This window comes from Enterococcus sp. GC34 (assembly GCF_040886645.1).
Lineage (GTDB): Bacteria > Bacillota > Bacilli > Lactobacillales > Enterococcaceae > Enterococcus > Enterococcus faecalis.
The window spans coordinates 146541-172705 of sequence record NZ_JBFOEF010000002.1 but is presented as its reverse complement, the minus strand read 5'-3'; the positions used below and the strand labels follow the sequence as shown (position 1 = coordinate 172705).

22 protein-coding genes, 1 tRNA gene and 2 other annotated features are annotated in these 26165 nt (G+C 37.3%); of the genes, 6 read left to right on the top strand and 17 right to left on the bottom strand.

Annotation, left to right across the window (positions count from 1 at the left end):
* Nucleotides 1-58: 58 nt before the first annotated feature.
* A complete protein-coding gene (locus AB3I72_RS03175) occupies nucleotides 59-1204 on the bottom strand; it encodes a cysteine desulfurase family protein (protein WP_002366913.1) in 1146 nt (381 codons plus the stop codon).
* Nucleotides 1205-1360: 156 nt separating this feature from the next.
* Nucleotides 1361-2335, bottom strand: coding sequence for a ribose-phosphate diphosphokinase (locus tag AB3I72_RS03170; protein WP_002362076.1), 975 nt, complete (start codon nucleotides 2333-2335; stop codon nucleotides 1361-1363).
* A gap of 212 nt (nucleotides 2336-2547) precedes the next feature.
* Between AB3I72_RS03170 and AB3I72_RS03165 the strand changes: the two genes are divergently transcribed.
* From AB3I72_RS03165 to AB3I72_RS03155, 3 genes are read left to right on the top strand one after another with little or no spacing between them, the layout of a single operon-like run.
* A complete protein-coding gene (locus AB3I72_RS03165; protein ID WP_002425953.1) occupies nucleotides 2548-3297 on the top strand; it encodes a metal ABC transporter ATP-binding protein in 750 nt (249 codons plus the stop codon).
* Complete coding sequence (locus tag AB3I72_RS03160) at nucleotides 3294-4163, top strand: metal ABC transporter permease (protein ID WP_002364373.1); 870 nt, start codon at nucleotides 3294-3296, stop codon at nucleotides 4161-4163. Before AB3I72_RS03165 ends, AB3I72_RS03160 begins: the two co-directional genes overlap by 4 nt.
* Nucleotides 4150-5076 carry a metal ABC transporter substrate-binding protein gene (locus tag AB3I72_RS03155; RefSeq protein ID WP_002356954.1) on the top strand — a complete coding sequence of 309 codons (927 nt, stop codon included), beginning with the start codon at nucleotides 4150-4152 and terminating at the stop codon, nucleotides 5074-5076. Before AB3I72_RS03160 ends, AB3I72_RS03155 begins: the two co-directional genes overlap by 14 nt.
* A 54-nt stretch (nucleotides 5077-5130) precedes the next feature.
* Here the strand turns inward: AB3I72_RS03155 and AB3I72_RS03150 are convergent, their stop codons facing one another.
* From AB3I72_RS03150 to AB3I72_RS03130, 5 genes are all read right to left on the bottom strand, one after another.
* Nucleotides 5131-6669 carry an ABC-F family ATP-binding cassette domain-containing protein gene (locus AB3I72_RS03150; RefSeq protein ID WP_194177497.1) on the bottom strand — a complete coding sequence of 513 codons (1539 nt, stop codon included), beginning with the start codon at nucleotides 6667-6669 and terminating at the stop codon, nucleotides 5131-5133.
* A gap of 369 nt (nucleotides 6670-7038) precedes the next feature.
* Nucleotides 7039-8232, bottom strand: coding sequence for an amidohydrolase (locus tag AB3I72_RS03145; protein WP_368023554.1), 1194 nt, complete (start codon nucleotides 8230-8232; stop codon nucleotides 7039-7041).
* 14 nt (nucleotides 8233-8246) lie between these two features.
* The gene (locus tag AB3I72_RS03140; RefSeq protein WP_368023552.1) at nucleotides 8247-9080 is read right to left on the bottom strand and encodes a MetQ/NlpA family ABC transporter substrate-binding protein; all 834 of its coding nucleotides are present in this window, start codon (nucleotides 9078-9080) and stop codon (nucleotides 8247-8249) included.
* A gap of 18 nt (nucleotides 9081-9098) precedes the next feature.
* Nucleotides 9099-9779, bottom strand: a complete 681-nt coding sequence (locus AB3I72_RS03135) for a methionine ABC transporter permease (protein ID WP_002366918.1) — start codon at nucleotides 9777-9779, stop codon at nucleotides 9099-9101.
* Between the two features lie 18 nt (nucleotides 9780-9797).
* Nucleotides 9798-10868, bottom strand: coding sequence for a methionine ABC transporter ATP-binding protein (locus AB3I72_RS03130; RefSeq protein ID WP_289853686.1), 1071 nt, complete (start codon nucleotides 10866-10868; stop codon nucleotides 9798-9800).
* Between the two features lie 85 nt (nucleotides 10869-10953).
* Nucleotides 10954-11204: a binding site (T-box leader), on the bottom strand.
* A 199-nt stretch (nucleotides 11205-11403) separates the two neighbouring features.
* Nucleotides 11404-11649, bottom strand: a binding site (T-box leader).
* 207 nt (nucleotides 11650-11856) lie between these two features.
* Here AB3I72_RS03130 and AB3I72_RS03125 point away from each other — a divergent pair.
* From AB3I72_RS03125 to AB3I72_RS03115, 3 genes are all read left to right on the top strand, one after another.
* A tRNA-Thr gene (locus AB3I72_RS03125) sits at nucleotides 11857-11929 on the top strand.
* A 156-nt stretch (nucleotides 11930-12085) separates the two neighbouring features.
* The gene (locus tag AB3I72_RS03120) at nucleotides 12086-13576 is read left to right on the top strand and encodes a glucosyltransferase domain-containing protein (protein ID WP_368023551.1); all 1491 of its coding nucleotides are present in this window, start codon (nucleotides 12086-12088) and stop codon (nucleotides 13574-13576) included.
* A gap of 213 nt (nucleotides 13577-13789) precedes the next feature.
* Nucleotides 13790-13969 carry a hypothetical protein gene (locus tag AB3I72_RS03115; RefSeq protein WP_002383739.1) on the top strand — a complete coding sequence of 60 codons (180 nt, stop codon included), beginning with the start codon at nucleotides 13790-13792 and terminating at the stop codon, nucleotides 13967-13969.
* 87 nt (nucleotides 13970-14056) lie between these two features.
* Here the strand turns inward: AB3I72_RS03115 and AB3I72_RS03110 are convergent, their stop codons facing one another.
* From AB3I72_RS03110 to cdaA, 10 genes are all read right to left on the bottom strand, one after another.
* A complete protein-coding gene (locus tag AB3I72_RS03110; protein ID WP_002419721.1) occupies nucleotides 14057-15022 on the bottom strand; it encodes a hypothetical protein in 966 nt (321 codons plus the stop codon).
* Nucleotides 15023-15197: 175 nt separating this feature from the next.
* Nucleotides 15198-15488 carry a hypothetical protein gene (locus AB3I72_RS03105; protein WP_002419723.1) on the bottom strand — a complete coding sequence of 97 codons (291 nt, stop codon included), beginning with the start codon at nucleotides 15486-15488 and terminating at the stop codon, nucleotides 15198-15200.
* Between the two features lie 47 nt (nucleotides 15489-15535).
* Nucleotides 15536-16774 (bottom strand): aminoacyltransferase, encoded by a 1239-nt coding sequence (locus AB3I72_RS03100; RefSeq protein WP_033600882.1) that lies wholly within the window; start codon nucleotides 16772-16774, stop codon nucleotides 15536-15538.
* Nucleotides 16775-17090: 316 nt separating this feature from the next.
* Entirely contained in the window at nucleotides 17091-18899 is a 1809-nt protein-coding gene (gene glmS, locus AB3I72_RS03095; protein ID WP_368023549.1) for a glutamine--fructose-6-phosphate transaminase (isomerizing), read from the bottom strand.
* Between the two features lie 442 nt (nucleotides 18900-19341).
* Nucleotides 19342-20175 carry an energy-coupling factor transporter transmembrane protein EcfT gene (locus AB3I72_RS03090; RefSeq protein WP_002356939.1) on the bottom strand — a complete coding sequence of 278 codons (834 nt, stop codon included), beginning with the start codon at nucleotides 20173-20175 and terminating at the stop codon, nucleotides 19342-19344.
* Entirely contained in the window at nucleotides 20172-21878 is a 1707-nt protein-coding gene (locus AB3I72_RS03085) for an ABC transporter ATP-binding protein (protein WP_002356938.1), read from the bottom strand. The genes AB3I72_RS03090 and AB3I72_RS03085 overlap by 4 nt, the downstream gene beginning before the upstream one ends.
* Nucleotides 21879-21978: 100 nt before the next feature.
* Complete coding sequence (locus AB3I72_RS03080; RefSeq protein ID WP_002356937.1) at nucleotides 21979-22530, bottom strand: ECF-type riboflavin transporter substrate-binding protein; 552 nt, start codon at nucleotides 22528-22530, stop codon at nucleotides 21979-21981.
* Between the two features lie 229 nt (nucleotides 22531-22759).
* A complete protein-coding gene (gene glmM / locus AB3I72_RS03075) occupies nucleotides 22760-24115 on the bottom strand; it encodes a phosphoglucosamine mutase (RefSeq protein WP_002356936.1) in 1356 nt (451 codons plus the stop codon).
* A complete protein-coding gene (locus AB3I72_RS03070) occupies nucleotides 24108-25271 on the bottom strand; it encodes a YbbR-like domain-containing protein (RefSeq protein ID WP_002374494.1) in 1164 nt (387 codons plus the stop codon). Before AB3I72_RS03070 ends, glmM begins: the two co-directional genes overlap by 8 nt.
* Complete coding sequence (cdaA, locus tag AB3I72_RS03065) at nucleotides 25268-26152, bottom strand: diadenylate cyclase CdaA (RefSeq protein WP_002389035.1); 885 nt, start codon at nucleotides 26150-26152, stop codon at nucleotides 25268-25270. The genes AB3I72_RS03070 and cdaA overlap by 4 nt, the downstream gene beginning before the upstream one ends.
* Between the last annotated feature and the right edge of the window lie 13 nt (nucleotides 26153-26165).

Here is a 26165-nt window from a genome sequence, read left to right as displayed (position 1 = left end):
CTCGTTATTTTCATTGTTATCTTCATTATAGCGAAAACCTTTAGCTGCCGCAATCAGATTATTTTTTCAATTGTTGAATCACTGCAACTAGTACTTCAGAAAAAGTCGCAATTTCTTCTGGTGTGTTCCCGTAGCCAAAACTAATCCGGATTGATTCTTTAATAGCTGAGGAATTTTCTCCATACATCGCTGTCAACACGTGCGAAGGATCCACAGTTCCCGCTGTACAAGCCGAGCCTGTTGAAATCGCAATACCTCTTAAGTCCAAATGCATTAAGAGCAAATCACTGGGAATTCCTTTTAAATGAAGATTTAAGACATGCGCTAAACGATTGGTTGGTTCACCATTAATTGAAAAATCAATATTGGCTTCTTCTAACGCTTTTAAAATAATCGTTTGAAAACTTTGATAAGCTGTTTTTCTTGCTTGCTTTTCTGTAGAAGTTAGTAATGAAACGGCAGTACCCATGCCAATAATTCCAGCTAAGTTTTCCGTGCCCGCACGTCGTTTTTCTTCTTGTTCCCCACCATGTAAAAGAGGTGGTAATTGGATTGCATCGCTTTTAAATAAAAAACCTACGCCTTTTGGACCATTGATTTTATGAGCGGAAATACTTAATAAGTCGATCCCTAATTCATGAGGTAAAATGACTTCACTTCCATAAGCTTGGACGGCATCTGTATGAAAAATCGCCGAATGATTTTTAAGAATTGCACCAACTTCAGCAATCGGTAATCGATTTCCAATTTCATTATTGCCATACATCATTGAAACCAAGATCGTTTCTTCGCGTAAAGATTTTTTGAATTGATCCATTGAAATCTGACCATTTTCATTCACAGGCAAGTAAGTCACTTCAAAGCCTAGCGTTTCTAAATATTCCATCGTTCGTAACACAGCGGGATGTTCAATTGCCGTAGTAATAATATGTTTTCCTTCTTTTTGACGAGAAAAAGCAACTGCCAAGATAGCTGTGTTATCCCCTTCTGTGCCACCACTATTAAAAATAATTTCGTGGGGTTTGGCTTGTAAGCTCTCAGCAATCGTTTGACGCACTTCTTCCAGAAGACCGTGTGCCTTTCGTCCAAACTGATGAATACTTGATGGATTGCCAAAAGTCGTTTGCATATTTTCAGTCATCGCTTGAATGACCGTGGGATGAAGCGGCGTTGTTGCCGCATGATCTAAATAAATAGGTTCCAAATGACTCGTCCCTTTCCTTATGTTCTGGCGTTATTCTAGCATAAAAAGCTTAAAACACAAAATCAGAATACTTTCTCTTCTATTTATAAAAGAGATAAGAAAAATAGGCCCAACACTATTAAAGTTGTTAGACCTATTTTTAGTTTAAGGAACCACTTATTCTCCTTTTGGTTCTAAACGGAATAATGGACTCATTGGTTTATTTTCATGAATACGAAGTAACGCTTCCCCCATTAACTCAGCGCAAGAAATAATATTCAAGGTTGCTGGTTGGCGGTCTGCTGTCGTATAAACAGAGTCAGTAATACTAATTTCCTTAATTGGCGCATTTTCTAAGGTTGCTTTTGCGCCTTCTGATAACAAACCATGCGAGGCGCAAGCATACACTTCTTGCGCACCATTTTTCATTAAAACTTCCGCCGCTGTGGCTAACGTTTGACCAGTATTCAAAATGTCATCAACAAGAATACATTTTTTCCCAGCGACATTCCCAATAACGTAACCTTCTTGACGCACCCCATCAATCTCTTCATGGTCGACAATTGCTAAGGTCGCATCTAAGTACTCCGATAAACTACGTGCGCGTTGAACGCCACTGTTTTTAGGCGAAACAATCACAATTTCTTCCCCTACTAATGCTTGTTGACGATAATAATGAGCAAACAAAGGCATTGTAAATAAATTATCTACTGGGATATCAAAAAATCCTTGGACTTGAACAGTATGCAAGTCTAATGTTAACAAACGTGTTGCGCCTGCCTCTACTAACATATTAGCAACTAATTTCGCAGTAATGGGTTCTCTTGGTTTCGCTGTGCGGTCTTGGCGAGCATAACCATAGTAAGGCAAAATAACATTAATTGTTTTTGCGCTAGCACGTTTTAATGCATCAATTAAAATAAGCAATTCCATCAAATGATCATTTACAGGGGCATTCGTTGCTTGGATGATGTAGACATGATCGCCACGAATACTTTCTTCAATATTAATTTGAATTTCGCCATCACTAAATTGGCGCACGGTGCTTTTTCCTAATTCTGTTCCTACTGATGCTGCGATTTTTTCAGCAAGTGGTCGATTTGCATTTAAACTGAAGATGCGTAAGGTGTCATCTTGATAGTTTTCGGTCATGATATCCTCCGTCAATATAAAATAATAGTCGTTTTCATTCATATTCTACCATTTTTTGTCATAAAAATCATGGGATCCTCCTTAATTTATTGAAAGAAACGGTTTTCTTTGTGAAAAAAGCGCTTGTATTTAGGTGCACCTAAAAATTATTTGCATTTTCTTAAACTATCCCTTATACTGATTTTAAGGCAAACCTAAAAAGGAGGAATTTCATGAGAAAAAGCTTTAACTTAGCTGTTCAAGCGTTAACCGTTCAATATCAAGGACGGACCGCTTTAAATAATATCCACGTTACTATTCCCTCCGGTAAAATTACTGGAATTATCGGACCAAATGGTGCTGGAAAGTCAACATTTATTAAAGGGTTATTAGGCTTGATTAAAACAAAGGAACGTGATGTTTTGTTAAATAATCAAGCGATTGACCAACAAAAAACAACCATTGCCTATGTAGAACAACGTAGCGCCTTGGATCTTAGTTTCCCAATTAGCGTTTTTGAAACGGTCTTGCTAGGAACCTATCCAAACTTGGGACTATTAAAACGCCCAGGAAAGAAAGAAAAGCAAGCAGCCATGGCTGCATTAAAAATGGTGCAATTAGAAGACTATGCGCAACGCCAGATTGGCGAACTTTCTGGTGGCCAATTACAACGTGTGTTTATCGCCCGTGTTTTGGCCCAAGGTGCTGAGGTGATTTTTTTAGATGAACCTTTCGTCGGCATTGATATGTCTAGTGAAAAAGTGATTATGGATATTCTCAAATCATTAAAAAGTCAAGGTAAAATGATTATCATTGTTCACCATGATTTGCACAAAGTATCCCACTATTTTGATGAATTAATCGTTTTGAAAAACCGGCTAATTGCTGCGGGTCCTGTTGAACAAACGTTTACTGCAGAAACGCTCCAAGAAGCATACGGTGATTTGTTAGGTGATTTATTAATACAGGGGGTTGCAAAATGATTGCTGCATTTATTGATGGTTTATTCCGTTATCAATTTTTACAAAATGCCCTTTTGACGTCTATAATTGTCGGACTCATTTCAGGGGTAATTGGTTCATTCATTATTTTACGTGGGATGTCTTTGATGGGTGATGCGATTTCACATGCTGTTTTACCAGGGGTCGCTGTTTCTTATATGTTTGGTTTCAATTATATTTTTGGCGCTTCTATTTTTGGCTTACTAGCTGCATTATCGATCGGCTTTATTACCCAAAAAAGTCCACTAAAAAATGATACTGCCATTGGTGTTGTCTTTAGTTCTTTTTTTGCTTTAGGGATTATTTTTATCTCTTTTGCAAAAAGTTCCACCGATTTATATCATATTCTGTTTGGAAATGTATTAGCGGTCGCAGATACCGATATTTTAATTACTTGTGTCGTCGGCGTGATTGTTTTGATTTTTGTGGCATTGTTTTATAAAGAGTTGCAACTCACTTCTTTTGATCCCACAATGGCTCAGGCTTATGGTTTAAATATTCAATTTTTCCACTATGCATTGATGTTTTTACTAACATTAGTCGCTGTTTCTTCTTTGCAAACCGTCGGAACTATTTTAGTCATTGCCATGCTGATTACACCAGCGGCAACAGCTTATCTATTAACAAATCACTTACCGACAATGATTGGCTTAGCCTCTACTTTTGGGATTTTAAGTTCAGTGATTGGCCTATTCTTCAGTTATTCTTATAACTTAGCTTCTGGTGCGACGATTGTTTTAACCGCCGCCTTATTCTTTTTATTGGCTTTCTTTTTCTCACCAAAGAAAGGCCTAGTATTTGTAAACCGTGAGAAAGAAATGGAGGAATCAACGAATGAAAAAATTTAGTTTATTTTTTTTAACACTTTTAGCAGGGTTAACGTTAGCTGCTTGCGGGAATCAAGCCGCTGAAAAGAAAGAAAAATTAGCAATTGTGACAACGAACTCGATCCTATCTGATTTAGTGAAAAATGTTGGGCAAGACAAAATTGAGCTGCATAGTATTGTGCCAATTGGGACAGACCCTCACGAATATGAACCGTTACCAGAAGACATTGCGAAAGCTTCTGAAGCGGACATTTTATTCTTTAACGGCTTGAACTTAGAAACAGGCGGAAATGGCTGGTTTAACAAATTAATGAAAACGGCCAAAAAAGTTGAGAATAAAGATTACTTTTCTACAAGCAAAAATGTTACGCCACAATATTTAACAAGTGCCGGTCAAGAACAAACAGAAGATCCGCATGCTTGGTTAGACATTGAAAATGGCATTAAATATGTAGAAAACATTCGTGACGTGTTAGTAGAAAAAGATCCAAAAAATAAAGATTTCTATACAGAAAACGCGAAAAATTATACCGAAAAACTTAGCAAACTACATGAGGAAGCCAAAGCTAAATTTGCTGATATTCCTGATGATAAAAAATTATTAGTTACAAGTGAAGGTGCCTTTAAATATTTCTCCAAAGCTTATGATTTAAATGCCGCTTATATTTGGGAAATTAACACAGAAAGTCAAGGAACACCTGAACAAATGACCACGATTATTGATACCATTAAGAAATCAAAAGCACCTGTATTATTTGTTGAAACCAGTGTTGATAAACGTAGTATGGAACGTGTCTCAAAAGAAGTGAAACGACCAATTTACGATACACTTTTCACAGACTCTCTTGCCAAAGAAGGAACAGAAGGCGATACGTACTACAGCATGATGAACTGGAATTTAACAAAAATCCATGATGGCTTAATGAGTAAATAAATAATAAAGAAGAAAGAACCAAGTTGACTCCCCCTCAACTTGGTTCTTTCTTCTTTATTTAACTAATTCCTCAATATCAATTACTCGATCCACAATTTCTTCATAAAAATCTGCTTCATGGGAAACCAGAAAAACCGTTCCTGGGTAAACGTGAATTGCTTCTTGTAAACTTTTTTTGGCCGCTTCATCAATATGATTGGTTGGCTCATCTAAAAATAACAAATTACTTGTTTGCATCATTAGTTCCGCTAGTTTTACTTTTGTTTGCTCACCACCACTTAACAGGGCTAACGACTGCATTGCTAACTTATCTGGTAAACCTGCTCTAGCCAAATGACTTCTTCGCTCTTTAATCGTTGTATCTGGAAAACGATCTGATAAATAGTCTAGCGGCGTTAACTGCTCATTAGGCCACGCCAAGTCTTGGGTAAAATAAGCAATTTTTGTATTCAGCGGATAATGAAATTCTCCATCTAATGAAGGAATCACTTTGGTTAACGTTTTAATTAATGTTGATTTGCCAATCCCATTAAAGCCTTTCAATGCGACTTTTTCACCGACATGAACCATTAAATCTAACGGTTCTAACAAAGGTTCCCGATAGCCAACAACTAACTTCTGGGTCGTTAGTGCTTGCGTTGCAACTAACCCTTGATAAGGAAATTCAATCGCCGGCTTAGTCAAGGAACCTGGCGGAGTCAATCGTTCCAACCGGTCCAATTGTTTTTGTCGACTTTTAGCCATCGTTGCTCGATTTCCAGCTTTGTATTTACGAATGTAGGCTTCCATTTTTTCAATTTTTTCTTGTTGGGCCTGATACTGTTTCAAATAGGTTTGTTTATTCTGCTCTTTTTGTGCAAAAGATTTTTCTACATTTCCAGTATATTTGGTTAATTTGCCAAACTCAATGTCTGCGATGCAATTCGTCACTTCATTTAAAAATTGATAATCATGGGAGACTAATAGAAAGCTTCCTTCAAAATTATTCAGATAGCGAATAAGCCATTGAATATGTGTATCATCTAAATAGTTGGTGGGTTCATCTAAAAGTAACACATCAGGGGCCTCTAACAATAATTTTGCTAAAATCACTTTTGAACGTTGACCACCGCTTAGCTCCCCTAACTTTTTATCCAAACCAATTGCTTGTAGTCCTAACCCGTTGGCTAAATCCTGAATAATCGTGTCGATTTGGTAAAAATTACTTTCATCTAAATCTGTTTGTAATTTGCCTGCTTGTTCTAAAAGTTTTTCCGAAGCCGTTTGACTGTATTCTTCATAAAGTTTTGTCAGTTTCGCTTCTTTATCAAAAAGTTCTTGAAAGGCTTGTTTCAAAAAATCAACCATCGTTAGTGATTGTTCTACAGAAACGTGCTGATCCAAGTAGCCAATCTTACAATTTTTTTGCCACTGAATCGTTCCTTCGTCTGGCAATACTTCCCCCGTTAAAATTTTAATTAAGGTGGATTTGCCGACCCCATTTTGGCCAGTTAAGCCTAAATGATCCCCTTTATTCACTTGCAATGAAGCCTCTTCATACAAGACCTTTTCGCCAAATCGATGCGTTAAATGTTCAATAGTTAAAATACTCATTTTCGTCACTTCTTTCTTGTTAACTGATTATTTTGGGACAACAAAAAAAGAACCACGTCTGCACGTCGTCCATCCTGACAGAAATCCCGACAACCGCTTGTACGTACACTCAAATAAGACTAGCTTTTCTAGTCACAAAATGTCCTATCAAGCGATGAAGAAATTAATTGCTCGGCTCCACAACAGTGCTTCATCTGTTCTTAAACTATCGGGAGCTACTTTTCTTGTTAATTTATCAGTTAAAACAAAAAACATGTGAATCACCTTTCTTATGCTTGTATTCTACCATAGAATGACAAGAAAGCAAGCCACGTTAGTTTATAACGAAAGGAGCCCACAAACCATCATTTTGTCGGCTCCCTATCCCTATTATTCTGATAAATAGTTTAATGCATAGCGTACGTGGTACTCTGCTGCTAAAAGTAAGGCACGTTCATCAATATCAAATTGTTCATGATGGTGTCCAAAATGAGTAGCAGGATTTTCAGGGTTTCGTGAACCGACCCGTCCATAGATACCAGGAATTACCGCTAAGTAATCAGCAAAATCATCCGCCCCTAAACTTTTAGGATGATCGGTCACAACATTTTCAAAACCAACAATCTCACTGGCTACCTGCTGTGCACGGTTGGTTGCTTGTTCTTCATTAATTAATGGATTCGCTGCCGCATAAACAGAAAAATCAGCAATTTCTGTGCGATGAGACTGGGCAATTTCATGGGCAATTTCTTCGACTCGTTGTAAAACAAATTGGCGCGTTTCCTGACTAAATGTTCGAACAGTGCCTTCAATGGTTGCATGGTTTGCTACAATATTATAGCGTGTTCCTGCTTGTAAAACGCCAATTCCTACTACGACAGAATCTAAAGGATCAATCTCGCGCGCTACAATTTTTTGTAATTCCACAACGATACTGGCCGCTGCTAAAACAGCATCCCGGCCATTCTGTGGTTGGGCGACGTGACTACTTTGACCACTGACTTCAATTTTAAAAATATCACAAGAGGCGTTGGTGGCGCCTTTGGTAGCAACTAATTTTCCGACTGGCACACTGGAATCTAAATGAATCCCAAACACTTGGTCGATTGCTTCTAAATAATTTCCTTCCACAAATTGTCGAGCGCCTGCACCAATTTCTTCCGCTGGCTGGAAGGCCAGTTTAACCGTTCCTGAAAAGGTATCCTGATGTTTTTTGAGCACTTTAGCTGCACCTAGCAATGCTGCCGCATGACCATCGTGTCCACAAGCATGATTGAGTCCTGGATTTTTAGAAGCATAGGCAGCACCTGTTGCATCTGGCAATTCCAACGCATCAATATCTGCACGTAACAAAATCGTTTTGCCAGCGCCAAGACCTCCTTCAATGGTTGCTAAAACACCCGTTTCCCCTACTTCTACAAACGGAATAGCTAAGGCTAGTAGTTCTTCTTTAATGCGCTTAATCGTTTCATATTCTTTTAAACTTGCTTCAGGGTATTGATGAAAATGACGTCTTAAATGGATTATCCATTCATTTTCTGTAGCAATAGCTTCTTGGATTGTTTGAATCGTTGTTGTACTCATTATAAATGCCTCCTTTATTTTTTACCAAATGTTTCCCAGGCTGGAACATTGGCGCCTTTTGATGTTTCTGCAATGACCTTTTTCGTTTCTTCTTGTTGATATTCTTCTACAACTTTTTGATAAAGTTTATTCTCTTGATCTTCTTCTCGGGCCACGACAATGTTCACATAAGGTTTCGCTTTTTCGTTTACAGGTTCTAAGAAAATAGCATCTTTATCTGGTGTATACCCAGCATCGACAGCCATGCCGCTATTAATCACTGAAGCATCGACATCTTGTAAAGCGCGCGCTGTTTGCGTAGCATCTAATTCAGTTATTTTCAATTGGCGTTTATTTTCAGTAATATCACTGACAGTCGGTAGTTGCTGTTTCGCAGGATCAACTTTTATCAGTCCTGCAGTTTGTAATAAAATTAACGCCCGCCCACCATTCGTTGGGTCATTAGGAATAGCAATTTCTCCGCCGTCTTTAATTTTCGTGATATCTTTCAATTTATTAGCGTAAATTCCCAATGGTGCATTGACTGTATTGCCAATTGATACTAATTTCGTCCCATGCTCTTTATTGTAATTGTCTAAAAAGATTTGATGCTGAAAGGCATTTAAATCAATTTCTTTTTCTGCTAATGCTGCATTTGGTTGCGTATAGTCTGTAAATTCTACCAATTGTAGATTAATATTTTTCTTTTTCAAACGGTCTTTGACCGATTCCCATTCATCATTTTTTGTTCCTACAACCCCTAGTTTAACGGTTTCTGTCTTAGTATCCTTCGCAGACCCCGATGCACAACCTGCAATCGTAAAAGCTAATACCCCAATAAGTCCAATTAATTTACTAAATTTTTTCATTTGTCATTTCTCCTTTTTCTAATGTGATGTTTTTTTGATTAATTGATTACTAATGGCTTGACTGATAAATACCATAATTAAAATAATTAACGTGGCCATAAATGTCACATCGGTTTGAAACCGATTGTAGCCTCGAGTAATCGCTAAGTTGCCCAGACCACCAGCCCCAATTGCTCCTGCCATGGCTGTTAATCCAATTAAATTAATAATTGTCACTGCTGAAACACGAATAATACTTGGTAACCCTTCAATTAAATAGACCCGAAAAATAATCCCTAAGGGACTCGTCCCCATGGCTTCTGCCGCTTCAATAACACCAGGATCTACTTCTAATAACGCATTTTCAATCTGGCGCGCGAAGAACGGGATTACGCCAATAACTAATGGGACTAACGCTGCAGTTGTACCAATTGTCGTTCCTGCCAAAATTCGTGTTAATGGTTGAATCAGTGCGAGCATAATGATGAAAGGAATAGAGCGGCAAACATTAATAATTTTTTCTAAGACACTATACAGGGGTGGATTTTTCAAAACACCACTGGGGCCAGTACTGACAAGCACGACACCCAACAAGACTCCTAACACACCAGCAATCAAGGCTGTCCAAAAAACCATGTATACTGTTTCCCATGTACTTTGAAGAAACTCTTGTTTTAATTGGACAACATTCGGAAAATATTTCTCAAATAATTGATACATTCTCAGTTCACTCCTTTTTTAAATCACCTGTAAATTCTGATTTTGCTTCGTTTGCTGATAGGTTTTCAAAACATTGGTTCGCACGCCTTGTTTCGCTAAATAAGTAAGGGCTTGTTGACGCTGGGCCTCATCACCAGAAAGCACCACAATTAAATGGCCAATAGGAACATTTTGAACAATTTCGACATTACCATAAAGGATATTCGTATACACCTGATATTGGCTATACAATTGTGCAATTAATGGCTCGTTCGTTTGATCCCCCACATAAGAAAATTCAATTAATTCTTGATTTTTATCTAAATCAGCTAATTTAGGATGTTCAAGAATCGTGGTTAACGCTTGGTCAATATGAGTTGCCGTCCGAATAAAATCTTTGGTTAAAGGTTGTTGGGGTTGACTAAAAATCGAAACAATATCGTTTGATTCGACAACGCAGCCATTTTCCATCACCGCGACTTTATTACAAATTTCTTTAACCACTTGCATTTCATGGGTGATTAAGACAATCGTCAAGTTCAGTTCTTGATTTAACTTTTTTAACAAAGCTAAAATCTGTCCCGTTGTTTTTGGATCTAACGCACTCGTCGCTTCATCACAAAGTAAAATTTCAGGATCATTTGCTAAAGCGCGGGCAATCGCAACCCGCTGTTTTTGCCCTCCTGATAGTTGACTGGGGTAAGCGTCCCGTTTTTCACTTAGTCCAACTAGCTCTAATAAATGGCTGATTTTTTGACGCCGTTCACTTTTACTTAGCCCAGAATATTTTAATGAAAAATCGATATTACTAAATATGGTCCGCTCTTTCATCAAATTAAAATGTTGAAAAATCATTCCAATCTTTTTTCGTTGTTGTCGTAATTCCTTTTTAGAAAAAGTTAAAATATTTTCTTTGTTAATAATAACGGTGCCCGCTGTTGGTCGTTGCAATAAATTAATTACCCGTACTAACGTACTTTTTCCAGCACCGGAATACCCAACGATTCCGTAGATATCCCCTTTATCAATTGTCAAAGAAACATCTTGGACAGCCTGAATTTCTTGTTTTTTTTGTTGAAATGTCACACTGATATTTTTTAGTTCAATCATTCTTTATCCCCCTTCATTCTTACCAACCTGCATTTTTTCACAAAAAAGAAAAAAGCGTCCTCAACGATACAACTCGAGTTGTGTCGTTGAGGACGCTTTTTTGCGTGTTACCACCTCATGTTCAGAATTTGCTCACACAAATTCCCTTTTCAAGTACGGAACAACATGTTCGATACCCTAGCTCGATAACGGGAGCCCCCGTCGCCGCCTTGTGTTTAACACTCGGAGCGCTTGCTCAATAGCCATTTTCCAAAACGTCTTTGTCACCTATTCTCAGCTACCTAGGCTCTCTGTTAGACAAATCAAGTCTTGTACTTACTATATCACTGCTTTTTTATTTCTATTCATTCTAAACTGATTTTCATCTGTTTTCAAAATTAAACAGACTAGAGTTAATGTCCCCTTCGAACAGCTTGTACTGTTCATCACTTACAAAGGCCATACTGCGTCGAGTAACCGCAGACAGCATCTACTCTGTCGCTTCGCGCCAGTCGTAGTGATTCACAGCAAAAAGCCCTTCACTAGCGTTTTGCTAGTAAAGGGCGAATGATTCGCGGTACCACCTTTTTTCGAAATATAACTGATTCTTTATATCTCATCTCTTATCCAAGTCTTTATTAACTTGGTGCACATGGTAACGGGTGCTTAGCCGAAATTGCTTACTTATCAGCAATTTATTCTCAGAGGCCATCTTCAACTTTTCTGAACCTTGTCCCTTTTCACCAATCAGGACTCTCTTTTGAAGGTCATCAAAATTTACTCTTCTCTTCAACGAATGAATAGTTATCTGTGATGTTGATTTACACTTTACTAGAGAAAAAAGAGATTGTCAACAGTTTTTCTCAGAAAAAAATCATTTTTCTTTTTTTACGAAAGAGCAATTGACAAACTTTCGTCTATACGTTATTCTATTTCTTGTGCACGAGATTTGTACGATTTTTCAAAAGGAACTTTGACGATTACTCGTCGCAGTGTAACCTTTGAAAGTGCCGCCTTAGCTCAGTTGGTAGAGCACCACCATGGTAAGGTGGGGGTCGCCGGTTCAAGCCCGGCAGGTGGCTTTTTGGTAAAATCCCAACTCTTTAATAAAGAGTTGGGATTTTTTGTTTTGCCTATCCTTAGTGTTCTGTCAAGATGAGAAAATAACAAAAGCAATTTCTTCATTCCACTCGTTATGGTATATTTTAATTGTTAAATAATTATTGGAGTGGAGTACAATGATGAAACAATTACCTACAGAATCAAAAAAATTTGATTTAAAGAATTGGTGTATTGAAAATAAAGCCTATCTTCTATTGATCATTTTAATTTATCAAGTGGCAGTTTTATCCATCGGCATTATCAATTTCCCTTACCTAGATGATAATGCTCGCCAAGTCGCTGGAATGACAGATTTTGGTACGACTTACGCACGTTGGGGCAGTGAATTTCTCTCATGGTTTGTTCAAGGAAGTCGTCATTTGACAGATCTGGGCTTGACCACACCGATTCTAACAGGTCTTATCTTATCTCTCACAAGCATACTGGCTATTTATATCATCAATAATCAAAAAATTAGCTGGGGTTCCTCTTTAGTAGCTACTTTAATTGGCCTCAATCCTTGGTTCCTCCAATGTCTTAGTTTCAGGTTTGATAGTCCCTATATGGCATTGAGTATTTTTTGTTCGTTTCTTCCTTTTTATTGGTGGCAGCGTAATTCTTTTACGTTTTTCTTGGTTTCTGTCTTTTCGCTGTTTGTTATGTTTAATACTTACCAAGCCTCGTCAGGAATTTATATAGTTATCGTCTTATTCCTTACTTTCAAGCAGTTACTTGCTGGAGAAAATTTCATCGATCTTTGTAAAAAAGTCGCACTTGCTGCTATCGCTTATCTACTTTCTATAGTCAGCTACCTTATCGAGTTAAAATTTGTACCTTCCGCAACAAACAACATTGGAGGCAGTCAGGCCTTACCAAGTTTGCACGATATTCCCAGTGTGGCTTATCAAAATAGTTACCATTATTTTTCAGAGCTATTGAACCAAAGTAATCGTTTATGGCTTTTATTACTGCTCCTACTGCTTGTTTTATTTTTTATTAGTCATCTATCAAATAGCAAAATCAGCTTGGGCTTAAGTTTCCTTTATTGTATCTTGTATTTAGGACTTGCTTCTCTCTTAAGTTTTGGTATTTTTATTGTCTATTCAAGAAATATCGCAGGTGATGCGCCTCGCTATATTTACGGATTTGCTGTTTTTGTTACAATCAGCATGTTAAGTTTATTTAACAATCGACAAGTGAAAGCAATTTATCTAACTTCGTTACTTGTGGCCAGCTTGTTATCTTATTATATTTTATCGTTTGTTTTGGTGTATTCTTCCACATTAAACTATCAAAAAGAAGCATTCAATCGACAAGCAGCCGTTTTAACAGATGATTTAAAAAATGTTGTAACAAACGAACGAAAAAAAGTTTATTTAAATACGTTTTTCAAAAATTCAACTGTTTATGCTAATACAAGTCGAAACTACCCAATTCTTTCAAAAATCGTGCCACCAAATGACGGTCTATATTTCCCTAATTATGTTTGGTTCAATACTTCATCGAATTTAGGAGTAGAGATGGCACCACTGACCGACACGGATATGTCTAAAAATCAAAAAGTAGTAAGTAATCACTTTTATGACATTTATACAAACAACAAAGAAATATTTGTGTTTATGAAATAATTTGTTCCATCCAAAAACACTTCTTTTGCAATAAACGTGACTGTATGGTTTGATTAAGATGGATTAAGTATTCTTTTCGGGTACATTTATTACTTCCTGAAACTTGTTTATTTCCCATTTTTCTTATGAAGTAACAAAATTTTTGAGAAAAAACAGCTCGTTTTCTATGTTATGATAGAGAAGTGAAAATCACCAGAAAGGTTGTTGCGGACTATGAGAACTCGTCAGAAAAAATTATTTTTATTTTCAATGATTTTGTGGTTAGTTGAATTTTTAATTACACGGATTTCTGATTCTTTTCCAGGAGCAACGCCATTGTTCGTTGTGATTTGCTTGATTCAAGGAATTCTTTTTACTTATTTCTGTCTTGCTTTTTTCTATTATCCGCAATAATCAGTCAAGAAAAGCAATTAGAGCAGATTCATCAAATTTCTGAAACCGAAAAAATGGCACGTCCTCGCTTTTAGGACGTGCCATTTTTTAAAGCATTATTTGTGTAAATGCCGTTCGTATCGCCTGTTGAACATTTTGAACAGCAGCGATTTGATGGCCTTTTGCTTCAGTCAATTCTTTTTCAATATATTCAGGATAGTAGGTTGCCAAATAACCCAAGACCCAGATAGTTGGATTTGAAATAACAGTCTCTGCTAATGGATACAAATAGGCAAGATGCAATCGAATTTCTTCTTCCAAATGCTGTAGCATAATTGGATCATCATTTTCTAAACGATTCCTAAGTTCAGTACAAATTTCGGAATAGATCGGCGTATTTAACGGTCCAGTTTTTCCTTCTAGTAAGACTGTCTGAGGCTGATTGTCATACCAAAGAAAGGTCAGTGGTTCTGAAAATTGCAACAGTGCTAATTCTTCAATGAACCATTCCCGAGCAAAATAACTAAGTGCTTGGTTCATAACTAAATCTTTTGCGACTTCCACAAATACTGGTTTAGGCAAATATAAACTGGTTTTAATGTTTGCTAATTGTTGATAAACGGGCAATTGATCGCTTACTAACAAGTTCCTTTTAATTGCTTGAATTTGCTGCGTTTCTAATTGTTGATACGCCTCTTCCACTTGCATTAATTGCTGTTCTAACGTTTTTTGTTGTGCTAGCGTTATTTTTTTAGTTTGAAGTAGTTGCTTCAATAAAATATATCCTTCAATAAAGCGACGGCTCTGACTATAAATTTGCATATAAATTGCCGCTGTTTCAAGGTTCTCAAAATAAGACTCTTGAAACGCTTCTGCCAATGCTAGTGCTTCGTCAGCTTCGCCCATTTCCAACAATAATTGGACAATTTTTTGATTTACTGGCGGCGTTTGTTGTAGCTGATAGGCTTGTTGAAAATTTTCTAAAGCGGCGATCTGATTATGTTCTACAAGTGCTTCTTCTCCTTGCGCAATAAAACGTTCATAGTTTTTGGGAAATTCATGAATGGTACTCATATCTAACCTCCTTTATTTCTTATTTAAAGCAGATGAGCCTGGGACAAAAATCCCTTTGGATTTTTGCTCCAGGCTCAAAACCTGATAAACGGCGGGAACAGAACCAACACTACGCATTGCTCGGAGCTATACACTTCTGTCCCGACCTCGATTTTAACTATTCAAACGGACTTTTTTAGTAAAGATTACGAATAATAATTGCTGTTTCTAGGTCGCCCTCAGCGTTCATCTTCTCCGCCTTTTCTTCTAAACTATACCCAGCAAAACTTTCGTTTGTTAAAACATCTGCTACTGTAAATTTAGCAACTTTTTCAATACTGACCGCATCTGGGGCTACTTCTTGCACGCTATCCCAGCCTGTATCAATAAAGACCTTTGTATCTTCTGTAATCGCTTCGTTTGCTTCTAACGCCTGCATAATTTCTTTTAACTTTGCATACGTCATAACCTCGACTTGATTTTCCATTTAAACGCCTCACTTTGCCATTCCTTTTTAAGGATTAGGTTTTAATTTTAGACTTTTTCTTTAATTGTTTTTAATGCGTGATATAAGGCATATTTCATTGGTTTGGCTTTCCATTGGAAATTGCCCATTAATTCTTCGACATGACCGCCAAAGGATTGTTTGAATTTAAGAACCCCATCACTTCCATCAAAGACACCGTCAACGCCATAAAAATTATATTTGGGAATGTTATTTTCTACTGTGTAAGTTAACATTTTATGTTGAATTAAATACGGTGCATAGTATTGTTTATATTTTTCATACGTACCACTAAACAAGTAAACCACTTCTTGTGGATGAACAATGAATAAGGCGCCTGCTAAAATTTCAGGTTCATCTGATGTTTTCATTTCTTTAGCTTCGTCAATCCGTTTGCGCACGGTACGAACTTCATCTTCAAATTCACGTTTCTGGTTATTTTTTTTACGGCTTTTAGGATTGGCAATTAACGCTTCATTGACTTCGTTGAGCGTCTCTTGTAATTTGCGTAATTTCTCATGAAGATTTTCTAAATAAGTAGCAAAGTTTAGTTCCGCCACCATAAATTTCGCTCGTTCGCCAAACTCTTCATAAACAGCTTGGTAATAAGCTAAATCCTTATCTTCAAAATTACGCCGTGCACTTGTTTCTTCCGTTAATTTCTTAAAGAGAGGTAGCTCTTCGTAACGAAGTTCTCGGGTTGTTACTCCATATTCCCATGTTTTCTTGATGTCATATTTAGCATCTTTTCCATAAGATTTCCAAAGCTCTTCTTCTGTTAATCCAGTCATATCTTTGACAAACAGCCAACGTGGCGCGCCATCAAAATTGTGCACATCAAACCCTTGGTGTTCAAAACCAATTGATGTGAAATAGTCAAATGTTTCTTGATTGACCTTTTCAACTTCACTGCCATTAAAATCACGTAAACAAATTTGTTTATTTGGAGTAAAGGTTAAATAAAGGCCATCATTTTTTTTCACATATTTTTTTAAGCCTGTGAAAAAGGCTTCTACACATTTTTTATCTGTATAATCCATCAAAATCCCGCCGTCAATGTCGAAAGCATAACCAATTTTGACTTTTTTCTTGCTTAGGATACACGCAGCAATTAGTTGACCTTCTCGTTTGACGCCAACGTATTCACAATGCCAGCCACGTCGTTCCAATAAATGTTTCATTTCGGGTGTTTCTAAAAAGTTACCTGCAGGATGTGTCATTGCAAAGGTAGTAAATTCTTGTTCAGTTAATGTACTAAACTGATCCATATCAAACAACTCACAATCTTTTTTTGTTAAATAAATTAGCACTTTTCAGCTTAACCTACTTTTTGCTTTCTTTCAAACAAAGTTACCTCACTGGCTAATTCTTATTTTTCGGTTCTTATTAATTATATCTAATTTTGCTAAAATGCAAACAGTTTTCAACGGAAAAAAAGAATTTCTTTGGAATCTTTCATTTTTGACTGAATATCTTTCTTTTATAAAAAATATTTGAGCGTGGGACAAAAATCACTTTGGATTTTTGCTCCACGCTCAAAAACTTATGAGAACCCGTTAAACATCTCTCTCTCAGGTTCTTGATTTACTCAACAGTTACACTTTTGGCTAAGTTCCTTGGTTTATCAACATCGTAGCCTCTTTGTAAGGTTGCATAATACGCTAATAATTGGCCTGGAACAATGCTAACTAAGGCAGAAAGTAACGGATGAACATCTGGAATAATCAGTTGGTCCTGTGGTTTTGCCAAGGATTCCAAGGCAATCACAATATTTCTTGCTCCACGACTTTCAACTTCCTTTAAATTGCCTCTTGTATGCGCTGCGACTTTGGCATCTGTCACAATCCCAATCACAGGTGTTCCTTCTTCAATTAAGGCAATCGTTCCATGCTTCAATTCACCTGCCGCAAAGCCTTCTGCTTGAATGTAGGAAATTTCTTTCAACTTCAAGGCCGCTTCCATCGACACATAATAGTCGACTCCTCGCCCGATATAGAAGGCATTTCGAGTATACGTCAGATAATCTTCCACCAAGGCTTTCATTTGTTGTTTTTCATCAATCAAGGTTTCCATGACAGCTGCTACCACGCTCAATTCGTGAGCCACATCAAATGAGACAGCTGCTAATGTTTGGCGTTCTTCACCAATTGCTTTTGCTAAAATAGCTAAGACAGCGATTTGGGCAGTATAAGCTTTGGTGGAAGCGACAGCAATTTCTGGTCCTGCGTGTAATAACAAGGTATCGTCCGCTTCACGTGATAATGTTGAGCCAGCAACATTTGTTAATGTCAGTGATGGATGCCCTAATTCATTAACCTGTACCAGTACTTGACGACTATCCGCCGTTTCACCACTTTGACTTAAGAAAATGAAGAACGGTTTTTCAGATAAAATAGGCATGTTGTAGCCAAATTCGCTTGATAAATGAACTTCCACAGGAATACTGGCAATCGTTTCAATTAAAGATTTTCCGACCCAACCTGCATTATAACTTGTTCCACAAGCAATAATGTAAATTCTGTCACATTGATTAATTTTTTCAAGTAACGCCTCATCTAAAGTCACTTTTTCACCTTGAGTATACGCTTGAACAATTTTGCGCATCACTGCAGGTTGTTCATCAATTTCTTTGAGCATATAAAACGGATATGTTCCTTTTTCAATGTCATTTAAATCTAATTGCGCTTCAAAAGGTTCTCGGTTGATTACTTGTCCTTCTGGCGTTTCGATTACTACTTTGTCCGCTGTAACAGTTACAATTTCACCATCCACAATCTCAACAAATTGATTGGTTTCTTTAATCATCGCCATCGCGTCACTACAAATAACATTAAAGCCTTCACCTAGACCGATAAGTAACGGGCTTTTATTTTTCGCTACGTAGATAGTATTGGGGTCCATTTTATCCATTAAAGCAAAAGCGTATGAACCTTTAATTTCGGCTAAAGCCGCTTTAAAAGCATCTTTTGTTGAAAAACCATTTTCAGCAAAATGAGCAATTAATTGAACGACGATTTCAGTATCTGTATCACCAATTAAGTGAGCACCACTTAAAAATTGTTCTTTTAATTCTTCAAAATTTTCAATGACACCATTATGCACTAATGCAAAGCTTTGATCGCTTGAAACATGGGGATGTGCATTGGCGACAGTTGGTTCGCCATGAGTAGCCCAACGAGTATGACCAATACCAACTGTTCCATCGATTTCTGGCGTTAATTTTGCTGCTAAATCGGCAATGCCTCCAACTGCCTTAACTACATGGGGCTGTTGGCTTTGATCATTCACACAAATCCCAGCAGAATCATAACCTCTATATTCCAATTTTGTTAATCCTTGAATCAAACTTTCCGTGACATTTTCTTTTCCAATCATTCCGACAATTCCACACATAATGCTAATTCCTACTTTCCAATTGAAATTCTGTATTTACTAGGTCCTGTTTAACTAGCAAATCCCATTATATGTTTCTACCTGCGTGATAACCGCTTTGTTCTAACTTCACAATTAGTTTTTCTTTGTTATCTGTAGAGTGCAGTCCCTAGAGCCACCCGCCGAATCTTCGATAAGCTCTCTCCTCGTCACCTGAGCGTTCAGGTCTGGCGCTATCCAATATTGGTCTATATACCTCCTTTGCAAATATATTCCGTAGAAACATAAACAATAATACAATTAAAAGTAGGTGCTTGTCAACAAAAATCTAAAAAACTAAAATTGGTCTAGTTCTTTAAAGTTGTAAAAAAAGAATCTAGTACACTCATAGTAAGAGAAAGTACTAGATTCTTAATAATAAAAAAATATCCGTTCTATTTATAGAACCTTATCAATTTGTTATTTATTGGAATGGATTATAAAACCGTCCACCATTCACATGGAACAACCAGAAACTGATTCCTAATAAGCATAAGGCAAGTATCATTACCGAAAAATCACGCAGATGAAAAGGTTGTTGCGCATACCACGTTCGATTTTTCTTTTGACCAAAACGCCTTAATTCCATAGCGGTACTCACAGTTTCAATTCGATCTAAACTAGATAGGATTAAGGGTAAAACGATTTGTGCTACGCCTTTGATTCGTTGGCCTAACCGTCCCTTTTTAGACATCTCATAGCCTCGCGCTTGTTGTGCTAAAGAAATATTAAAAAAATCTTCTTGGATATCGGGAATATAACGAATAGCCAGCGCTACTGCATAACTAATCCGATAACTCACACCAATTCGATTCAAGCTGGAGGCAAATTCACTAGGATTTGTTGTTAATAAAAAGATTAATGCCAACGGAATCGTACAGAAATATTTTAAAACTAAATTAAATTCATAAAATAATTCTTCTTGTGTCAAAGTAAACCGTCCGATTCCTTCCCAAATCACGGTACGTGATTGATATAAATCAACCCCATATTCAGGTGCAAAAAGGTAAACCGTTAAGATATTTAACAAAGAAAAAATAGCAATAAATTTAATAACAAAAGATATTTGATGCCATTTAATATTTGATAATTTTAACAAAACAAGCGAAACCACAGACATTCCTAACAGATAACGAGTATCATACGTGGTCATACAAGCCACAGAGACAACGATTAAAAAGACTAATTTGCTTGTGCCGTTTAAGCGATGAATCCAGGTTGAATCAGGATGATAGCCTAACATTTGTCGTTCACTCATCCAAAACGCACCTCACGATCGTAAGCAACAAATTTTTCCGTAAATAGCAAGGGATTTTCCAAGCCTAACGCTTTAGCAAAGGTAAACAAGCTCGTTTCTTTTAAAGAAGCCGCTTGAATTAATTTTTCATCTGTTAAAACAGCAACTGGAGTCGCATCTGCTAGTAAACGTCCATCACAAACTACTAACGCACGTGTTGTATATTCCAACATTAAGTGCATATCGTGAGTGATCATTAAAATAGTCACACCTAAGCGGTTCAATTCTTCTAAAAATGTCATCATTTCTGTATAATGTTTAAAATCTTGCCCAGCTGTTGGTTCATCTAAAATTAATAATTCAGGTTCTAAAACTAAGATTGATGCAATAGTTACCCGTTTTTTCTGACCAAAACTCAATGCAGAAATCGGCCAGTTCCGGAAGGGATACAGCCCACAAATATGTAAAATATTCGTCACACGTTCCTCAATTTCTGCTTGTGGCACATCTCGTAAAACTAATCCTAAAGCTACTTCTTCAAAAATCATTTTTTTAGAAATCATTTGATTGGGATTTTGCATCACATAACCAATTTTATCTGCACGTTCTTTGATTGAATAATTGGAAAAATCCTGTCCTTCCCATAAAATCTTGCCCGATTGAGGCGTGATGAACCCGCAAATTATTTTAGAAAGTGTAGACTTCCCGGCACCATTTTTTCCTACAATGCTGATCATTTCTCCATGATGAATAGTTACTGAGAAGTCATCTAACACTTTTTCACCATGACGATCATATTGATAGGACACTTGTTCCAAACGTAATAGTTCAGCTCCTTTGACTGCACTAACTGAACTAGGTTGGACAGACCACTGTGTCATTTTAGGCAAAACCGTTTCGCCTGATACTTCGGCTAATTTGTCTAAATGACTAACTTGTGTTAAATCAATCCCAGCATATTTCATGGCTGTAACGTACAAAGGTTCACGAATCCCTTGTTGGGTCAACGTATCTTGACGTAACAATTCATCTGGTGTTGTGTCAGAAATAATTGCGCCCTCATTCATGACAATAATTCGATCAACTGATTCGCAAAGAACGTCCTCTAAGCGATGTTCTATTATTAAAACAGTCGCTTTTGTTTCTTGTTGAATGGTGTCAATCAAAGTCATTGTTTCTTGTCCCGCTCGTGGGTCAAGATTAGCCAAAGGTTCATCAAAAAGTAAAATTTTTGATTGATTAATTAGAACGCCCGCCATAGATACACGTTGTTTTTGACCACCTGACAAATCTTGTGGACGGTGTTGCAATAACTGATTCAGTTCAACAATCTCGGACCATTTGTGGACCGCTTTTTTCATTTCTGCTTGTTCAACTGCATCGTTTTCTAAAGCAAAAGCAATATCCTCAGCAACCGTTAAACCGATAAACTGCCCATCGGTATCTTGCAAAACAGTTCCTACATCAAAAGACAAATCAAATAAACTTGTTTCTTGGATATTTTTACCAGCAACCGTAGCTGTTCCTTGAATTTCACCTTCATAAATATTGGGAATTAACCCATTGATACATTGCGCCAATGTTGATTTGCCACTACCACTAGGCCCAACGATTAAAACCTTTTCTCCTTCATAGATGGTTAATTGAATCCCCTTTAATGTTGGTTCAGATTGGCTATGATATTGAAAGGAAAAATTATTAAAAGTAATGATTGGTTTTTTCATTCGGCCTCACCTCAGTTTCTCCATAAAAGAAAGGGTCTGAGCATTAGCAAAGTAATTACTAGGGCAGACCCTTAACCATTTAAATTATTTCGACAGTTTCTTAATCTTTTGATAAACTGCCTTTCTTTGTTCTTGTTGATGCATAAGCTTTCATCAACAATGTTCCAATAATCCCCACAGCGACAATATTTGAAACAGTCGCGAATACTCCTTGTGTAAACACTTTACTTGCGGGTTCACTATAAATCAAAATATCCAAGCTAGGCGCGATTAAGCCCCAAACGACGATATTACCAAACGCTTGGAAAATATTGAAACGCACCATGTCATTTGTTGTAAATTCACCATGTTGAAGATCCATTTTACGACCAGCGAAGCCAAAAATAATACCAATAATTCCTGAACAAATAATCCAGCTCCACCAAGCGCTACCATACGTGGTAAAATCTTTTAATGTGTGACCAATCAAACCAATTAGCCCTCCAGCTACTGGTCCAAAAACAACTGACATTAAAGCAAGAAATGGATACGACGTTTCTAAGTTCGTATTAGGAATCCCAGTTGGAATCACAACGAATCGACCTAAAATAACAAAAACTGCAGAGCCAATTCCAATTGCTACAATTGTCTTGACGGACATTTTTTCTTTCATTTCGCTCCTCCATTCTATAACTCCATTGATTTACAGCCGCTCCCTTCTTGATTTTATCGAATAAAAAAAGAAGATACGCGGTGCATCTTACTTCTAAAATAGTACCCTTTTAACCGCTCTATGTCAATGATAGACGAAGCTTATTAGCTATTTTCTTTTTTTGATTTCCAACAAAGAAACCAGACACTTAACGCAAGCTAGCATTAAGTGTCTGGTTTCTAATTTGTTCTTATTCAACGCCGATTTCTGCACGTACTACTTCGGCAATTTTATCAACGTAATAATCAACTTTTTCTTGTGTCGGCGCTTCAGCCATCACACGTAACAATGGTTCTGTTCCAGAAGGACGAACCAAAATACGACCTTCGCCATTCATTTCTGCTTCTGCTTGTTCGACAACTGCTTTGATTGCCGGAACTTCCATTGCACCATTTTTATCTGTGACACGAATATTGACTAATTTTTGTGGATAAATCGTCACTTCATCCGCTAATTCAGATAATTTTTTGCCCGTTTGCTTCATAACATTCAACAATTGAATCCCTGAAAGCATGCCATCACCTGTTGTGTTGTAATCTAAAAAGATCATGTGACCAGATTGTTCGCCACCAAAATTGTAATCATTTTTACGCATTTCTTCTACAACATAACGATCACCCACTTGCGTTACCACATCTTTTAAGCCAATTTCTTCTACAGCTTTATGGAAACCTAGATTACTCATCACTGTTGTAACGATTGTATCTTTTTTCAAACGTTTTTTCTCAGCTAAATACTTGGCACAAATATACATGATTTTATCACCATCGATAATTCGTCCTAATTCATCGACCGCAATAATTCTATCGCCGTCGCCATCGAAAGCCAAACCAGCATCGGCGCCTTTTTCAACAACCATTTCTGCCAAAGCTTCAGGATGAGTGGAACCCACACCATCATTGATATTCAATCCATTAGGACTTGTTCCCATTGTATAGAAATCTGTCTCTAAATCTGCGAAGACACGATTGACTGCTGTTGCGGTTGCTCCGTTGGCAGCATCTAAACAAACAGTCATATCTGCTAAATCGCCAGGAATACTTTGAACTAAAAATTGCGAATATTTTAGTAAGCCTTCTGGAAATTCATCTAACGAGCCTAAGCCTTCTGCAGAAGGTCTTGGTAAGGTGTCTTCTTCTGCGTCTAACAATGCTTCAATTTCTGCTTCTTGATCGTCTACTAATTTGAAGCCATCTGCCCCAAAAAACTTAATCCCATTGTCTTCCGCAGGATTATGTGAAGCTGAAATCATTACGCCAGCGGATGCTTTTTGTAAACGAGTAAGATATGCTACACCAGGTGTTGAAATCACCCCTAATTGGAAAACTTCAATCCCGACTGATAATAACCCAGCAATCAATGCTTGTTCCAACATCTCACCTGAAATACGTGTATCGCGGCCTACGAGAACACGAGGTTTTCTTGAACTATCTTCATGTTGACTCAACACATAACCACCGTAACGCCCTAATTTAAAAGCTAATTCAGGTGTTAACTCCTTATTTGCAATTCCTCTTACACCATCTGTTCCAAAATATTTACCCATTTTGATTCTCCTTAGTCACTTGATTCTCTGTATTTTCAGTTGAACCAGCAGTTGTACTTTCTACTGTTGATCCCTCACTTGTTGTTTCAGAAGTATTTGATTCTACTTGACTGGATGTACTTGGTTGTACTGCTTGGCTACCTGAGCCAACCGTTGTTGAACTTGCAGGTTCCCCTGAAGTTTCATTTGTATTTGATGACTGTTGTTGATTGTACACGGGGCTCAAAGAAACGTCAACCTCATCTGGTGTAACTACGTATTCTCCATTAACGGGAATAGTCACTGATTGTTTTGTTTCTTTGCGAATATCAGAAATATCTACCGGTACCTCAATTGATTCTAGCGTATCTAAAATTGATTGCGGGCCACTGACCCTAACTTGGTACGTTGATAAACTATAATTGTAATGAGCGATCCCAGCAGGTGGCGTACCTGTCATACTAACATTCAGTGGTACATCTTTCGTTGGCGCGGTTAAGCCTACTGTTACTTTGACTTGTGGTGCTGGATTTTCGATACTTAGGACTTGACCTTTGGCATCTAGCGCTTGAACATTTACCGTTTGTTTAATCGTATCAATTGTTTGTTTGGCACTTGAGACTGGCGCAATCACTTTGTCAATTGCTTTCGCTGTTTCTTCTCCAGTTGTTACTTCTACAGTTTTTGGATCTACAGAAATATTTTTTACTTTGTAGCCTTCTTTTTCAATGTTATCAGAAAGTTGTGCTTCTACATCGAATTTTTTTGTTACTCTCTTTTCAATCGTTACAGTCACTGTTTTCGGTTCAATTTCAGCTGTAACAGCTGAACTTAGTCCCCGAACTGTCAAAGGCACTTCCGAAGTCCCTAATGGCAATTTGGTTAAGTCTGCGACCACTTGGAAATTTCGTGTGTCAGCATTTGATTCCATGTTTAATTGAATGCGGTTCGCACTACGTAAATGAACATTTACACTCTCTTCAAATCCAGAGACATAATATTTGTCTTTATCGTATTGGACTTGGACCGGAATATTATTCAGTGTTTCACTATACGTTTGGCTTGAACCTGAATTGGAGGGATTATTGCCTGTTGCATTGGCATTAAAAAATAACAACAATGCAAACAGCAATGAAAGCAAACCATTAAACCAGCTTTTTTGGGAGGCTTTTCTCATTTGCGTTTAACCCCCTTTGTTACATCATCGATAAAATGCTGTAAAGCACTTTTTTTATCTTCCGATGATTCCGAAATTAACTCCTTACGCAAAATTGTTAAATACTCTTCTTGCGTTAGGCCAGGAATTAATTCATTGTTCAACGTCAAACTAACGTCACCAGTTTCTTCAGAAACAACAATCGTAATGGCGTCACTGACTTCACTGATACCGACTGCGGCTCTATGGCGCGTTCCAAATTCTTTTGGAATTAAATTGCTTTCTGATAGCGGTAAATACGCACTAGCAACAGCAATTTTTTCATTTTTGATAATCACTGCACCATCATGTAGTGGTGTATTTGGAATGAAAATATTAATCAGTAATTCACCAGTAATATCGGCATCCAAATCAATACCTGTCTCAATGTATTCATCTAAACCAGTATTGCGCTCAATGGTTATCAAAGCACCAATTTTCCGTTTTGACATGTACTGAATGGCTTTGTCAAAGGCCTGAATAATACGCTCATCTTCTTGTTGCGCACCTTTATTCGGGCGAAAAAACGAACTTCTCCCTAGATGTTCCAGCCCTCTTCGCACTTCTGGTTGAAAAATAACAACCGCGGCGATTACACCATACATGATAACTTGATTCATTAACCAAGATAATGTATGTAGACCAATTATCTCACTTAGAATGCGGATAATGATAAAAACAGCGACACCTTTTAATAGTTGAACTGCTTTTGTTCCACGAACAAGCATGATTAATTTGTAAACGAGGTACCATACGACTAGGATATCTATGATATTGATAACAAAATCCTTAGATAAGAAATCCGTTGAGATGACTTGCTGCCAATAATTCAAATCTAATAATTGATTCAATTGAAACGACATCATACCCCTCACT